The organism is Candidatus Sphingomonas colombiensis, assembly GCA_029202845.1.
In the GTDB taxonomy this organism is placed as follows: domain Bacteria; phylum Pseudomonadota; class Alphaproteobacteria; order Sphingomonadales; family Sphingomonadaceae; genus Sphingomonas; species Sphingomonas colombiensis.
The window spans coordinates 3,779,864-3,793,767 of sequence record CP119315.1 but is presented as its reverse complement, the minus strand read 5'-3'; the positions used below and the strand labels follow the sequence as shown (position 1 = coordinate 3,793,767).

The 13,904-nt window shown below is 61.5% G+C and carries 15 protein-coding genes; 3 read left to right on the top strand and 12 right to left on the bottom strand.

What is annotated here, in order from left to right:
• The first annotated feature begins 162 nt into the window (after positions 1 to 162).
• The gene (locus tag P0Y64_18505) at positions 163 to 579 is read left to right on the top strand and encodes a hypothetical protein (GenBank protein WEK43282.1); all 417 of its coding nucleotides are present in this window, start codon (positions 163 to 165) and stop codon (positions 577 to 579) included.
• A 58-nt stretch (positions 580 to 637) separates the two neighbouring features.
• Here P0Y64_18505 and P0Y64_18500 read toward each other — a convergent pair whose 3' ends face one another.
• The 11 genes from P0Y64_18500 to P0Y64_18450 form a co-directional block, all read right to left on the bottom strand.
• Positions 638 to 1,462: a DUF3883 domain-containing protein gene (locus tag P0Y64_18500; GenBank protein ID WEK43281.1), complete on the bottom strand. Its 825-nt coding sequence runs from the start codon at positions 1,460 to 1,462 to the stop codon at positions 638 to 640.
• Positions 1,459 to 3,363, bottom strand: coding sequence for a DEAD/DEAH box helicase (locus tag P0Y64_18495; GenBank protein WEK43280.1), 1,905 nt, complete (start codon positions 3,361 to 3,363; stop codon positions 1,459 to 1,461). The genes P0Y64_18500 and P0Y64_18495 overlap by 4 nt, the downstream gene beginning before the upstream one ends.
• Positions 3,360 to 4,691 (bottom strand): hypothetical protein, encoded by a 1,332-nt coding sequence (locus P0Y64_18490; GenBank protein ID WEK43279.1) that lies wholly within the window; start codon positions 4,689 to 4,691, stop codon positions 3,360 to 3,362. The genes P0Y64_18495 and P0Y64_18490 overlap by 4 nt, the downstream gene beginning before the upstream one ends.
• Positions 4,692 to 4,701: 10 nt before the next feature.
• Positions 4,702 to 5,148 (bottom strand): restriction endonuclease, encoded by a 447-nt coding sequence (locus P0Y64_18485; GenBank protein ID WEK43278.1) that lies wholly within the window; start codon positions 5,146 to 5,148, stop codon positions 4,702 to 4,704.
• Positions 5,149 to 5,159: 11 nt separating this feature from the next.
• Positions 5,160 to 6,044 (bottom strand): site-specific DNA-methyltransferase, encoded by an 885-nt coding sequence (locus tag P0Y64_18480; protein ID WEK43277.1) that lies wholly within the window; start codon positions 6,042 to 6,044, stop codon positions 5,160 to 5,162.
• 184 nt (positions 6,045 to 6,228) lie between these two features.
• Positions 6,229 to 8,205, bottom strand: a complete 1,977-nt coding sequence (rlxS, locus tag P0Y64_18475) for a relaxase/mobilization nuclease RlxS (protein ID WEK43276.1) — start codon at positions 8,203 to 8,205, stop codon at positions 6,229 to 6,231.
• 261 nt (positions 8,206 to 8,466) lie between these two features.
• The gene (locus P0Y64_18470) at positions 8,467 to 8,823 is read right to left on the bottom strand and encodes a hypothetical protein (GenBank protein ID WEK43275.1); all 357 of its coding nucleotides are present in this window, start codon (positions 8,821 to 8,823) and stop codon (positions 8,467 to 8,469) included.
• 219 nt (positions 8,824 to 9,042) lie between these two features.
• Positions 9,043 to 9,678 carry a lytic transglycosylase domain-containing protein gene (locus tag P0Y64_18465; protein ID WEK43274.1) on the bottom strand — a complete coding sequence of 212 codons (636 nt, stop codon included), beginning with the start codon at positions 9,676 to 9,678 and terminating at the stop codon, positions 9,043 to 9,045.
• Positions 9,671 to 10,279 carry a S26 family signal peptidase gene (locus tag P0Y64_18460; GenBank protein ID WEK43273.1) on the bottom strand — a complete coding sequence of 203 codons (609 nt, stop codon included), beginning with the start codon at positions 10,277 to 10,279 and terminating at the stop codon, positions 9,671 to 9,673. Before P0Y64_18460 ends, P0Y64_18465 begins: the two co-directional genes overlap by 8 nt.
• Positions 10,272 to 10,505, bottom strand: a complete 234-nt coding sequence (locus P0Y64_18455; GenBank protein WEK43272.1) for a helix-turn-helix domain-containing protein — start codon at positions 10,503 to 10,505, stop codon at positions 10,272 to 10,274. Before P0Y64_18455 ends, P0Y64_18460 begins: the two co-directional genes overlap by 8 nt.
• Before the next feature lie 167 nt (positions 10,506 to 10,672).
• A complete protein-coding gene (locus P0Y64_18450; protein WEK43271.1) occupies positions 10,673 to 10,972 on the bottom strand; it encodes a DUF736 domain-containing protein in 300 nt (99 codons plus the stop codon).
• Positions 10,973 to 11,289: 317 nt separating this feature from the next.
• Here P0Y64_18450 and P0Y64_18445 point away from each other — a divergent pair, with 317 nt between their 5' ends.
• Both P0Y64_18445 and P0Y64_18440 read left to right on the top strand, forming a co-directional pair.
• Complete coding sequence (locus P0Y64_18445) at positions 11,290 to 11,706, top strand: thermonuclease family protein (GenBank protein WEK43270.1); 417 nt, start codon at positions 11,290 to 11,292, stop codon at positions 11,704 to 11,706.
• Between the two features lie 70 nt (positions 11,707 to 11,776).
• Positions 11,777 to 11,989 (top strand): hypothetical protein, encoded by a 213-nt coding sequence (locus P0Y64_18440; protein WEK43269.1) that lies wholly within the window; start codon positions 11,777 to 11,779, stop codon positions 11,987 to 11,989.
• A 96-nt stretch (positions 11,990 to 12,085) separates the two neighbouring features.
• Here the strand turns inward: P0Y64_18440 and P0Y64_18435 are convergent, their stop codons facing one another.
• Positions 12,086 to 13,849: a ParB/RepB/Spo0J family partition protein gene (locus tag P0Y64_18435; GenBank protein WEK43268.1), complete on the bottom strand. Its 1,764-nt coding sequence runs from the start codon at positions 13,847 to 13,849 to the stop codon at positions 12,086 to 12,088.
• Positions 13,850 to 13,904 lie beyond the last annotated feature (55 nt).

The window sequence follows — 13,904 nt, the reverse complement described above, 5'->3', positions numbered from 1 at the left end:
GCATACACTTTTGGTGTCATTCGAACGGATGCCGATCCCAAATGAATGCGATCAAACCAAAATCTCTGGGAGGTTGTCTTGTATCCTGTGAAAATTGGCTATCTCGGAGCAGTTCGGCGAATTCAGTCGCTTACAGTAAACGGACACCACGCAGAGGCGTTGGTGACAACAGTCTTCACCGTCGAGAAAACGCTACGTCGAACATTGCGCCAATTGATCGTGTCTGCTGGTTTCTCGTCAGCGATGGCCGACAAGCTGATTGGATCACTCCGAGGTCTAAATGCTTTGAAAGAGGCTTGGGAGCTCTACGATCCGCGTCACCGAAAGCTGACAACTTTAATCCAAGCCGCAGATTGGAAATCGTTCAAGGATGCGGTGGAAATGCGGAACAACCTCGTACACGGAGTCCGCGTCTACAATTTATCGGACTGCCAGCGTCAGGCGACCGAAACGCTGAACGCACTTAACAATGCGAAGAGTTTTTTAAACGGCGAGTATGGATACAGCGGATGGACGACTGCAAGCCGCCGCATCACCGGAAGGCTGCATCAAGATCCCAAGATCAGCTGGACGAAATAGCATTGGATAGAGATGTGGTAGTTTCAGTCAGGAATCATTTAGCTAGCGGGAAAAACGGTTAGTTACCGACCCGGATCTCAAGCGTTGCCCATTTTCCGGAACCTCGTTCTTCCGGAATATGCTCGGTGATATCTGCCCCTGTGCGAACGAAGAGGTTTCCCGTCGTCATATCCCAGACATGTATGTGATAGGCATCGCCCACTTTCTTGCAGACGTTCCATTCGTTGCGTGTCAGAAAATAGCGAAGGGGCGAAGCAATGGTGGATTTCACCTCGATCATCCGTGAGGTTATTCCGGTCGAAGCTTCGTCATATGAAAGTATGTCGTAGCCGGCCCAATTATCGTCGATTGACATCCAGACCGCGCGTCGGTCGATACCGAGCCTGTCGAGCCGCGCCTGTTCATAGTCCAGACTCATACGCTCTGCCGCCCGTGCCTGACGCATTTTTTCGATATCGGTCTGCGATCGCGTTCTGCCGGAGATAGAATCCCACCATGCAATAATAGGCTCCGTCGGAGGGTCGTCCATTAACCCTGATGCTTCGAAACATTGCGCCTCGTCGCGCCCGAGCTTCTGAACAAACGACTTTCGGCCATAAGGGATCGTTTTGACCCACAACGGGCGGTGCGCAAACACGCAGGCCTCGATGCACAATCGGTAAAATTCGATCGTGTCGACGCTCGCAGCATCACCGACGACAACTGCGTCCAGCGCTAGCGCAGCTTCGAAGTCATGGTTGCTGTTATTCGCTCGGACCTGTCGAACGATCTCGACTAATTCGAGTGCAGCAACATCAGGATTTTCAGCGCGTTCCTGACGGATGAGGCGCAGCGCCTCAAACGTCGCCATGGAAAATGTGCGCTCGAACGCAACGCCGCTCAATCGTCTTCGTCCTGAAGCGGCCGCGGGCGTCCCTCAAGTTCGTCGAGCAGATCGATGACATCCTGCAGATCGACATCGAGATTGACCGGGTCTGCGGCATTCTCCTCATCGAGCGCCACTTCGTGCAGGTCCTCATCGTTGAGGAGCTGCTGGAGCGCGCGTATCTTGGTACTCAGCCGGCGATTGACGGAATAGTCGATGCTGCCGAGCCCCGCAGGTGCCTTGGTCTGATAGATATAGATGTTGGTTTTGGTTCCGGCAGGAAGACCAAGCCTATGAATTCGATCAATCGACTGCAGGTAATGCGTGGAGACATAGCTACGATCGAGATAGATTGCATCATGACAGACCATATGCAGGCTGATACCTTCTCCGGCGGCGGCCGGATTGGCGATCATGCACATACAGCTGTCATCTTCGTGGAAGCGCCGGAGCCGCCCCTCTCGTGTATCGGGATCATTGTCATCGCCGTTGGGAACGGCCCCATACAGCGTGACCGGATTGAGGTCAGCCAGCATGCGCTCCATGTCGAGCAAGGTATTGGTGAAGATCGTCCAGATAACGACCTTGCGGCCTTCTCGCGCAAGCTCGCGGGCATGATCGGCGACTCTCCGCATCTTTGTCGACGGCCCCTCCTCGAGGACAAGCTCAACCACACCGGAATCGCTGGTCGAGAGCCCATCCGACAAGCCTTGGAGCGCGAGGATCGGATTGGTCGAGAGCTGAAGCAGTCGCATCACCGATCGCCGCGCGCGCGCGATGTCCGCCAAGGTTCCTGCCGCCACAACGCCGCTCAGCTGGCGTAGTGTCTCGTTGCGGACGATCCCGTAGAGCGCGGTATGTCCCGGAGCCATGTCGACCTGCCGAAAGTGCCGAAATGCCTTGGGAATGCCAAGTTCGGACTTGGTCGTGCGAACATATAGGTTTCCAAGCACTTCGCGTGGCGCAATCCCTCGACTTATCTGCAAATCCAGTCCCTGGCCGGGCCAGAGAAACCCCAATTGCGCCGCGAGGTCTTCGGCGCTCTGCGGCATCGGTGTTCCGGTCAGAATGTCTCTGCGCGATGGCAACCCTGAGATGTTCAGCAGATACGCGCCGCGTTGCGAGTTGAGGCCCGCCTTCATGCGATGCGCCTCGTCGAGTACGAGATGGACTGGCTGCCGGGCAAAATAATTGGCGAGCGTATCGCCATTACGGAGCATCAAGTCATAACTGATGAGGAACCGCGTGGCGCCGGACCGTAGCTGCCGGTCAATATGATCGGGGCGGCCCTCCAGCACCGTGAAAGGCTCGCGAACATCATCGGGGGCATCAGGCGCGATGCACTCGCCGATAATCGTCTTCCACGCCGGGAAGGCCGCGCGCGGGCCGATAACGAAAAAATGTTGGCCCGGCTTCCTGGTAAGCAGGTGCAGGGCGAAGGTAACGGTGGTCTTTCCGGCGCCTGGAACAGAGAAATTAGCGCCGTGTGGCAATGACAGCAGCCGCTCCACATCGCGAAGTTGGAACGGCTTCAGCTTCCGTAGGGTGAAGCCCAATTCTTCGAGGCCGCCATTGATCTCGTCGCGATCCATGACGACCTTAAGGCTGTCTCGCGAAGCATTCGCCCGCTTTACCTCGTTGGCGAAGGTAGCAATGCGCGCCTGAGCTTCGCCGGACGGCCGAAAACGGAAGTTCAGTGCTTCTTGCTGGCTCCGGCTGCCAAAGTCGCGGATGATGGTGAGCGCTTGCGGCCAAGGCACTTCGAGCGTCTCACCAGCGACGGACACGTCCGACGACGATCCTACGGTCGCCGCCAGCAGCCGGTCCCAGATCGATGACTGGTTGCCTTCGAGCCGGCTGAAGCGCCCGGTGATCCGTATAGGATCATATTCAATGCCTATTGTGTCGGCTGGAGTCATTGATCCGTGTCGGTCCCCGACGCCTGGCGTTTCGCGGCGAGCGCCGTGAGCTGTTCAGTCAGCGACGAGACGCGCGACGTAATCTGCTCCAACTGACGGCCAATCGCGTGGTACGAGGACGGGTCAGCCCGGCTGAGGTCGACTTCCATCAGCCGTGCGTTCGCTGCACCGATCGCTTTCAAGGCAACCGTACCTGTTTTCTTGCCGCGTTCCTCTTCGATGACCGTCCGACAAATGTCGATGAGGGTCTCGACAGCCTCCTGCCGCTTATCTTCGTTTCCCAGCAAGTCGACGATCGGCTGATAGAAAACCTCGTCATCAGATTCTTCAATATCGACCAGGAAATCGCCATTATCCTCGAGCGCTTCCGGTTTGCTCAGCGATATGCCGAGTTCAGCCGATAGGCGATCTAGAACGTCCGCTGCTTTGCCTCCCATCGCGATGTTGAACGCATACAAACGCTCATTCAAAGAATCCCGATGGTCGTGCAATGTCCAGGCAATGGCGCGACTGGCGTTCGCCAGGTCCGTATCCTTCTTTTGAACATGGCTGGGCAAATCTTTGAAGAACTGCTCGGAATCGCGCACCAGGGTGTATTGCCCCTCGGCATTGCGCCAGTCCTTCAGATAGAGGTTGGCTTCGGTGAGGGCAGCGAGCGAGTTTCGTATCTCGGTCGGCTTTCGGCGGAGGCGGTCAGTCATCTGCCGTTCGGTCCAGCCGATTTCGAATAGCCGCTTGATAAGCTGACCGTCCCCGATCCAATCATAGTCGAGCTTGGTCTCGGGGCGTCCTTGCAATCCGGCCTCGACCTCGATGATGTCATCCGGGGAGGCATCTTCAGGCAGAACGAGGCACGTCACCGCATTGAACGCATGGTTCGCGACCTCATCTTCGTCCATCAGCTCGCGCATCGCTGCCAGCCGCCGGTTGCCGTTCACGACAACACCGCGATAGGTGATCAGCAGCGGCTCGCGTTGCTTTTCGGTCCGCAGGACGTCGATCACCGGGACTACTGAATCTGCGCGGCCCCGCTTCGCAAGAGTCGCGAGCAATCCGTGCTGTATTTGCTGGACAGTCTCATTCTCTTGTCCGGCATGAAAGAAGTTCGCGAGCAAAGCCTCTTTGGCAAGATACTCCTGCTGGTCGGTGAACGTCCGGAAGTTCTCCATCCGGTACAGAAGCAGATCTTGCGGAATGCGGACGCGCGGCAGCTCAGTCCGCTCATGACGGAAGTCATAGAAGTCCTGCTTTTCCTGGCTTGCTGCGATCGAGCTTCTGATTTGAGCCTCGCGTGTCGCCGGTGCCTTTATCTTGATCTTGAAGGTCATCAACGCCCCGTTAGTCGAATGCCACCACCAAAATCGGTATATTGATTATGTGTTTGAATAGCTGAAGTTCGCTCGCCACGCGGTCGGCATGAGCGATATTGCTGCCCAAAGCTCCGGCCCCTTGCTTGGTCGGGAGCGCGAGCGCAGCTGCCTTGATGCGGTTCGTGGTATGCAGATATTGCAGTTTCAACAGGTCGTATGGCGCGCGGCTCATATTGCCGGTTTGCAATTGGACGGCGAGGTCATCCCGAACGGCAAAGACCGTGAGATCGTAATCCGGATCTACCCGAACGTTGATCGCCCAACCTTCCTTCTCGAATTCGCCGCGGACATGCCCGCGAATATCCTGAGTAACCCCAGGTTTTAAGGCCAATGCCGGCACCTGAAAGACATCCGTCAGCCAATCGAAAAGCTCACGATTCTCCCACTCGGTTTGGCCGTTATTGTGGTTCGCCACCCATGCTAGTCTCATTCGGCCTCCCGCGCTACGGGTTCGTAAACCGGCTTGTTCATGGGCCGGGTGCGCAGAGTGCCTGCCTGAAAATCAGCCACGCGCTGCTGCGCAATTTCAACATACTCCGGCATCACATCGCAACCATAGGCGTTGCGGCCGTTCTTCAGCGCCGCGATCGCAGACGACCCTACGCCGAGATAGGGATCGAGCACATTGTCGCCCCGGTTTGTGAGCGACAGCACGAGGCGCTCGACAAGTCCGACTGGAAACTGGCAGGGGTGGTCGGTTTTCTCGACATGGTTCGCCTTGACGTTGGGAATATCCCAGACATCCGACGGGTTTTTGCCAAGAGGGTTGCCGGACATTTCGCCACGCCGTGGCCCCTTAAAATGCTTCTTCTCGGGATACTTGCTCGGCACGCGCACCGGGTCGAGATTGAAGGTATGGTCATCATCACGCGTGAACCACAGAATGGTTTCGTGCCTTCCAGAAAAGCGCTTCTGGCAATGCAGCCCGTGACCGAACGTCCAAACGATGCGGTTACGCAGCTTCAGACCATGATTTCTGAATAGCGGGTATAGCAGGATGTCCAGGGGGAACACCTCGCCGTCATCGACATGGTTCCCCACTTGCCAGCATATCGAGCCCTTCGGATGTAAAAGTCGAACTGCCTCGGCAATCGCAGCTGCCTGCTCCTCGATATAGACCTCGTGCGAACGTCGCTTCTCGTAAGCCTTGCCGATATTATACGGCGGGGACGTCACAATCAGATGCATCGACTCCTTCGGGAGCGAACGCATGAAGGTCAAATTGTCGGCGGTCTCGATGCGTACCTTAGGCCCCGGGAAGGGCAGAACGTTGCTCGCTGCTGTGATCGATTTCGCTGCCGTTCTAGCCATACCATCCCCATTCTAAACCACAGCGCGATAGACACTTGCGTCCGCTTATCACAGGCTAACCAAGAGCAGGTTTGGCGGAACAAATCCATAACATTCCCTATGCACCCTCGTGTCAGAGGCACCTCGGCTCGGATAACCGCTCCGCGAACATGGCCGTAATTGGCAGATGGATAGGTCCTACCCATTATGAGACCTCCAGCCCCGATCGTCCACGGCCAATCCGCCAACTCACCCCGTCCGCGCGCATAATCCCCGACACGGTTTTACCGATTTGGTTATCCAACACGGGCCGCCAGGGCACGAGACTAAATTCCTTGGATTTCTCGACGACTGCGAACCGACCGCTTGCAAGATCGACCTTGCCTGTAATTTCGCCGTCGATGCGGTCATCTGCATGGACTTCGACGAATGTCTTGCCGATTTGGCCCGAAATTGCCTCACCTTCGCGCGATAGCTCACGACGCTGAAGCATCATGATTGCGTTGGCGCGGAGCCGGATGCGATCGCCATCGACATCCGCGAGCTGCTGCTCGACCAGCCATTGCCGCCGGCCCGCCATGGTTGTCCGGACATCACGCCCGAAGCCAGTGTCACGGATTGGCAGCGGCGATTGTGACGCTAGCTCGCGATCGATCCACGTCGCCGCGTCGGCTTCACGAAGCTGATCCAGTGGTCGGGATGACAGGGTCTCGACCTCGACCGGCTGATCCCGATGACGGCGTGCCTCATAGGCGGCAGCACGATCGATATGGTCAGGGGGAATCGTCCAGCTCCCATCGGCTTCCCGTTCTACACCAGCACCAGCCCGGCGCATCGCTTCGAGCCGTCGGACATGGGTTTCAGTAAATGCCTGCGTCGCCGCTGGGTCATGCCTGAGATGCAGGTCGGACGAGTATCGTCCGCCGTTCGCGGCCGCGACCTCGGCGACGACGCGGTCGGCGTCGCGAATCTCCAAGCTGCGCGCCGACACGCGGACGATCGCGCCTTCCGGAATCGGTGCGATCGCATCGCCCCGACCGATGTCGACATAGTGGGCGTGGCCATCGACGCCATCGACCACGAGATAGTGTCTGTCGCGATGCTCATCGGCGAGGCCCCGAGCGATCAGCTTTCCCACGATCGGCTCCGGATCGATCTCACCCGCCCCGAAGAGGCTACGCCCAAGCCACGGTCGATCGAGCTTCCGCGCGCTCAATTCGCGCTGCATGGTGCGGATGATGTCACCGCGTTCGCCGAGCGTGCGGAGCGTGCCTTCCAGATCGTCGGCGAGTTGCCAGCGACCGCCACCGACATTCTCGGCGAGACCCATGCTGGCAAGCTTCTGCAAGCGGCCGGCGCGCAGCGACTGCTGGAAGGAATCTCGATCGGCCGAGACGACCAGGCGATCGGCATCCATCGACCGGACCAAGCGGCGGTCGATCGCGGTCATCCGCTCCTCGCCGATATCATGCCGAAGCCGCGCCTCGATTTCCTGATCGGTGCGAGGCCCGAGATCGAGCGTTGCCAGCTCGGCGGCGCGTTCGCGGATGCCGTGCGCGATATATTCGCGGGCGATGATCAGATTCTGGCCCGTGTCGTCGACCCCCCGGAGCATGATGTGGGAATGCGGATGCGCCGTGTTGAAATGGTCGACCGCGACCCAGTCTAGCCGGGTGCCGAGGTCGGCTTCCATCTGCGTCATCAGCCGGCGGACAAAAGGCTTGAGGTCGGGATATTCCGAGCCGTCCTCGGCCGAGACGATGAAGCGGAACTGATGGCGGTCGCCGTCGCAACGCTGGAGGAACGCCTTGCCGTCGGCGGTGTCGCGTTCGGCGGAGTAGAGTTCGCCCGGCGTGCCCTCGCGCGTGACGCCGTCGCGCTGGATATAGCGCAGATGCGCGCGCGCGGCCGGCATTCCCTTGCTGCCGATGCGGACCAGTCGAGTCTTCACGACAGCACGACGCGCGCGCATCCCGCCGAACCGATCGCGGCTCGACAACAGCCGCCCCATGCTGGCGCCGCGCCCGATCCGGCTGCCGTCGAAACGGTGGCTTTTGATAGCGCCCTTCTCGGCCGAGCGGATCGCCGCGCCGGCGACGCGACCGAGGTAGCGGCGGGCTTTCTTGCCGCTCTGCTGGCGCTGGCGGCCGAGCCGGGGCGTGAACTCGTCGTCCTCGCTCATCGACCGGCTCGCATCTCGCGATTTGAGGCCAAGAATGGCGGATTTCCGCCATTCTGAGTTTGCATATCTCGCGCGGCGGGCGCGATGTCTCTCGAAAAAACGATGTGCAGACAATCACTTAGCGATGTCCACGGGACATTGCCTTTCTCTTGCTTTCGCTTTTCTCCTTTCTCCCGTCCTTCTCCCCATCTTCGGCTCAAAGAAAAAGCCGGGATACGATGCCAGCCTGGCAGCGCATCCCGGCCTGAAATGCTTGGGCGCTCACGCATCCGCGAACGCCGCCAGCGCCTGCTTCCGCCGCTGAAATTCGCGTTTGCCCGTCAGTCCGTGCGGGTTTCCATCGCCGTCAACAATCATCACCGCGACGAACCATTTGCCGTCCAGTCGCCCAACAATTCGCACGCGATCCAGGTCGATGTCGTCGTCGTTCGTGCCTTCATAGGCGCCAATCCACCGCTCCATGTTGCGCGCATCCCAGAGAAAGTCGGTCTCCTCGGCCGCCAGAAACCGCTGCGCCAGAGCTTCCGCGGCACCGTGACCGAACTCGATTTCCAGCGCCGCCATCACGCGGTCCATCACCTTGGTTGACGCCACCGAAATGGGTTGAAACATGCCCATGACCATCTCCTTCGCTTCTGCTCTCCTTATCGAGAACACGTCCACGAAGACGGGTGGCGGAGTGGGTGTCAGGGCCGCGGAGCGAAGCGCAGCGCCGCGAAGCGGACGTGGGGGGAGCCGATTTTCACGGAAAATCGGGGGGGTGCCCACGGGCCTTGAGAGCCGCTTCGCCAGCCGTCATGCTCGGTCTGTCGAGACGAGCCCCTCCAACGCTCGGTCTCATGGCACGACCTTCCGGACAGCGAACAGCAGTGTCTGCCCGTCGCTTCGATCCGGCACCGGCTGATCCGCGGACACCTCGCGGCGAACGACAAACATTATTGGTGGCGGTGCTCGTTCGGGGGCCAGTGGTCCCGCCGGAGCCGCCCCGCTGACCAGGCCGAGATAGGCGACGGTTTCGCGCGGAAGTCGTCGCTTGCCGGCGAGATAATCGGCATAGGCGCCTGGCCCGGCATTATAGGCGCCGAACAGCCCGGGATAACCAAAATGGTCGTACATCAGCCGCAGGAAGCAAGTGCCCGCGAGGATATTGTCGCGCGGATCGTCGGGATTGCGCCCCAACGCGAGCCGCGTGCGCATCGCAGCCCAGGTCGCGGGCATCAACTGCATGAGGCCTATTGCGCCGGCTCGGCTGCGGATCGGGTGACCGTCGAGCGTGGTGAAGCCGCGACTTTCGGCGCGGATGACGCGTTCGATCCAGCTGGTCGGGATGCCGAAACGGGTCGATGCTTCTTCGACGAACGGCCGCCAGCGTGCGACCTCGTCGGCACGCGCGGGCGTGGTGGCGAGCAGCAGCACGGCCGGAATCCACCGGGTCAGCGCGCTTTCGCCGACTTTCCAACGATGCTTATTCATCGTTGGAGCCTTGGGTCGGCATCGCCCATAGCAGCCGTGCCTTGCCGATTACTTGCGCGGGCTCGGTGACGCCGAAATAGCGGCCGTCGAACGATGCCGGTTTGCCATCCATCAACAAGAAAAGCTGCTGGCCGCGCAGCCGGACGCAACCGCTCCACCATGGCATCGGGCGCTTGGCGGCATCGGCTAAGCGGCGTTGCGCCGACCAGCGTCCATTGATGAAAATCTCCGGCCCGAGCGCGCAAACCTCGTCGCCGGCCGCCGCTGCGACATGCTTCACCAAGGGCACGTTGGCGGGGATGTAACGCCGCCTCGCCGCCAGCGTCCGCCAGGGATCGGGCACGCGTGCGATGACCATGTCGCCGGTTTCGATCGGCACATCGGGGGTCACGGCGTAGAGGCCGATCGGGGCGCTCGCGCTCGCATTCCAGACAAGGCGCGGGGCCGGCGGAAACGCCAGGGTGAGCCCAAGCAAGGTAATGCCCACGCCCGAGATGGCGATGCGGCGACCGAGTGTCCGGCGGCGTCGTTTGTGGGCTCGAAGTTGGTTGCCCCAATCGAGCAAAGGCAGGGCGGCAGGGCGATGGGAGCGCCTATTCATGGCCGGTCTTTCCCATCGACTGCGCGTGCGACCAGGCATCGAGATCGTCGATATGATATTGGACGAAGCGGCTGTGACGGCGAAAGACCGGGCCTTTCCCGGCGCGCCGCAGCCGCTTCAGCAGGCGGCTGGAGAACTTCAGATAGGCCGCCGCCTGCTCGGTATTGAGATATGGGGAGCCGCGTTTGGCGCGGTTCGCACGCGAAATGTCGTCGTCGCTGTCCATGTCGCTTGTCCGTCACTCCGGGTGGACGGCAGCACGCCGTCGCTGTCCCCGGAATTGGCGGGTGGGACACCGGGCGGGGAGTGTCGGAAATGGGGGGAGCGATTTCGACACCCCGGATCGCACACAAGTGGAAAGCCCCGCGCGCCGTGGCGCGCGGGGCTTTCTGATCAGCGCGACCAGATGAGCTTGTGCTCGCCGTCGTCGCCCTGGCTGAGGGTCGCGTAGATCGGTGCCGGGAAGGACGGATCGTCGAGCTTGAGGCTCAGATATTCCGCGCCGGTCTCGCGCGCTGCCTTGGTCCAGGCCGCGCCGAACTCAACACCCGATGCGCTGACCCGGTGGTCGGGGGACTTTTCATTGTCGCGCTCGCAGGGGCGGATGGTCGCCTTGACGCGGAGCGTCAGGGTCCGGATTTCGCCGGTGTAGATGCCGTTGTCGCCGCGGGTGAAGCTGCCAATCTGTGCCATGATAACCTCCTTCAAGTGATGCGATGCCGCCCGATGCGGCCTCGACAGGCGGTCGATGAGGCGGGCGGAGGCCGGTCCTGCACCCAAAGGGCCGAAGCACAGCGGAGGACGGCCAAAGCCGGGCTTCTTGCTGCGCGAGGAAGGCGAGGGTTACCCGAGCCGGGGAAGAAGATCGGCGACGCCGTTGCGGGACCGGTGGACCCCGCCAGACCCGCCGCGAGAGAGGTCCGCTCAGGGCGGCAGTCGACATGTTGGAGGTTCGCATCAGAGTGGTCGACGCTCGACAACAGGTGCCCTGCACGGCGATAATCGTCGCCATGCTTCGTGCCCTATCGACCCTGATCCTTGCCGCCGCGACGATGGCGACCGCGCCCGTCGATGCCGCCGAGCATGACGGTTCGGGCCGCGTGGCCTGGGTGACCGACGGCGATACATTCCGGCTCGAAAGCGGTGAGCGGATCAGGATCGCGCAGATCGATGCCCCGGAAACGCACCGCGACCAGGCCAAATGCGCAGCGGAAGTGCAGCGCGGCTTGCGCGCGAAAGACCAGGTGACGGCCCTGCTCGCGGGGCGCGTGGTGAGCTTTCATCGTGTCGGCCGCAGCTACAACCGCACCGTCGCCACGGTCATGATCGACGGTCGCGACCTCGGGACGGAATTGGTGCGACTGGGCGTCGCGGACTGGTGGCCGCGCGGGCAACCGAAACCAAATTGGTGCGACCGGCCGCGCTAATCCTTATTATAGCGATGAGCGTGTATGGACCTGATCGGGGCAGGGATTCGCGCGACGTCGGGGGAAGTGAATGACGGTATTGGAACGGGTTCGGGGCTTGATCGAGCGGTTGGCGCCGGAACCGATCTGCGACGATTGCATTACCGAAAAGCTCGAGTTGACGCATCGCCAGCATGCCAATCACAGGAGCCGGGAGCTGGCGGGTACCCCCGGGTTTGAGCGCCGCAAGGATGCTTGCGCGCTCTGCGGCATCACCAAGATCGTGATCCGCGGCAGAAAATAAGGCTGCAAAGCCGCGCGCCGACGCCGGAACGGCGGAGGCGCGCGGCCGAATTTTGAGGTCCGACAAGCGGGCGGGATTGCTCCCGCCCGCTCTCAATCACGCGGCCTCGGCGATGGGTTCATGGCCCGCGTCGGGGTCGGCTGCGGCCGTAACATCGCGCGCCGCCTCGACCCTGGCATGGGCGATGACCGCGCCGACGCCACCGCGCGTGGTGTAAGCGGACGCCGGGAAAGCCAGCCATTTCGGTACCCAGCGGTTGACCTTGCTCCGCCCGTCCGCGCCGTCGAGATGGGCGCGCACGATCGATTTCAGCGTCTTGGTCTTCTCGCCGGCATTGGCGGCGGCGATCGTCTCACCCGCCACCTCGGCAACGAGCAGGCCCAGCACTTCCTTGTCGCGGATCAACTCGAAGAATGCCGTATCGGCGTGCCACCAATCGGCCATATCGATACCGATTTCGACGCCGACCGCCGTGACGGCAGCGCTGCCGCTGGCGAGCGTCTCGCCGATGACGACGGCGATGATCTCCATGATGATCGCGTCGGGGAGGTCGATCAGCCGCAGGAAGATTGCCGCCACCCAATCGTCGTCGCCATTGCCGCCGGTCACGGTCGGCTCTTCGGGCGAGAAGCCGAGCACGGCCAGTATCGCGCGGCGGCGTTCGTCGAACACCGTCTCGCCGCGACAGGTTTCGATGCTCTCGCGGACTGCGTCATTGCGGCTCGTCTGCGGCTCGGGCGATACCCGCCACAGGTGCGATCCGCCGATGGCGTGGGCGACCATCAGGCGCAAGGCGACGCCGGGGTGCGCGAGCAACGCGGCGCGGACGGCGGCGTGACGGTGCAGGTCGAGATAAGTCTGCATCGGCGATGTCACTTCCGGGCGTGTGACTTTCATCGTCTCCGGGGCATCGCCGCGCGCGATGCGCCGGGCTTCCTTGGCGGAGAGATAGCCTTCGTGGAAGGTGACTTCGCCATTGCTGCGGACATCGACATAGACGCGCCCGGCCTTGCGCTTGGCCGTCTTCTCATATTCCCACGCGTGGAAATGCTCGGCCGGCGGCACGATGACGACATCGCTCCATCCGGCATCGAGATAGCCGATCCGCCGCGCCTCGATCACGGCATGCTGCGCCTGCCAGAAGGCATCACTATCGGCGAAATAAAGATCGTCGCCGAACAGGTCGGCGATCATCTGTCCGCCATAACCGTCGAGGTCGAACAATGCATGGCGCGCCGGGATAGACTGGCCGCCGAACAGAAATGCCTTCACTTGAGCGCCGGATGGCACATAGCTGTCCGGGTCGTCGTACAGCGCCAGCCACGCCTTTTGCTGGTTCTTGCTGGCGAGGGTGAGGTGGCGGACGGTGGCGCGGTCGATCTTCTCCGACGCATAGAGCGCACGGATGCGCGGCAGGAGATTGCCGAGCGCGAGCACGCGGCGGACGGTGAGGTCGGGGAGCCCGAATGTCGTCGCGATATCGTCGGTGGATCGCCCTTCCTTCACCAGCCGGGTGAAGGTTTCCCATTGGGTCACCTCGTCGGGATCGAGCCGCGCGATATTCTCGATCAGCGACGCTTCGATCGCGGCGGCATCGTCGGTGTCGGTGAGGATCGCGCAGGGCAGGGGGTCGGTCGTACCGGTTTCGGCGGCGACCGCCTGCGCGGCGTGGAAGCGCCGCCGTCCGGCGACGATCTCGAAGGTGGTCGTGCTGCAATTGGGGCGGACCAGCACGGGGACCAGCACGCCGCGCGCGCGCACGGACGGCAGGATGTCGCTGATGTCGGGCGCCTTGCGGCCATGCCGCATGTTCGCCGGTGATACCGACAGCTTGCCAAGGTCGATGAAGTCGAGTTTCATGTCGTCACTCCTTGTGAGTGCCGGTCCGTCGCTCTTCGCGGGGATGGCGGATCGG

Excerpts from the sequence above, each read along its gene's own strand:
- P0Y64_18495 (WEK43280.1), bottom strand. The coding sequence starts at position 3,363 with ATGACTCCAGCCGACACAATAGGCATTGAATATGATCCTATACGGATC.
- P0Y64_18490 (WEK43279.1), bottom strand. The coding sequence starts at position 4,691 with ATGACCTTCAAGATCAAGATAAAGGCACCGGCGACACGCGAGGCTCAA.
- P0Y64_18480 (WEK43277.1), bottom strand. The coding sequence starts at position 6,044 with ATGGCTAGAACGGCAGCGAAATCGATCACAGCAGCGAGCAACGTTCTG.
- rlxS (WEK43276.1), bottom strand. The coding sequence starts at position 8,205 with ATGAGCGAGGACGACGAGTTCACGCCCCGGCTCGGCCGCCAGCGCCAG.
- P0Y64_18470 (WEK43275.1), bottom strand. The coding sequence starts at position 8,823 with ATGGGCATGTTTCAACCCATTTCGGTGGCGTCAACCAAGGTGATGGAC.
- P0Y64_18465 (WEK43274.1), bottom strand. The coding sequence starts at position 9,678 with ATGAATAAGCATCGTTGGAAAGTCGGCGAAAGCGCGCTGACCCGGTGG.
- P0Y64_18460 (WEK43273.1), bottom strand. The coding sequence starts at position 10,279 with ATGAATAGGCGCTCCCATCGCCCTGCCGCCCTGCCTTTGCTCGATTGG.
- P0Y64_18455 (WEK43272.1), bottom strand. The coding sequence starts at position 10,505 with ATGGACAGCGACGACGACATTTCGCGTGCGAACCGCGCCAAACGCGGC.
- P0Y64_18450 (WEK43271.1), bottom strand. The coding sequence starts at position 10,972 with ATGGCACAGATTGGCAGCTTCACCCGCGGCGACAACGGCATCTACACC.
- P0Y64_18445 (WEK43270.1), top strand. The coding sequence starts at position 11,290 with ATGCTTCGTGCCCTATCGACCCTGATCCTTGCCGCCGCGACGATGGCG.
- P0Y64_18440 (WEK43269.1), top strand. The coding sequence starts at position 11,777 with ATGACGGTATTGGAACGGGTTCGGGGCTTGATCGAGCGGTTGGCGCCG.
- P0Y64_18435 (WEK43268.1), bottom strand. The coding sequence starts at position 13,849 with ATGAAACTCGACTTCATCGACCTTGGCAAGCTGTCGGTATCACCGGCG.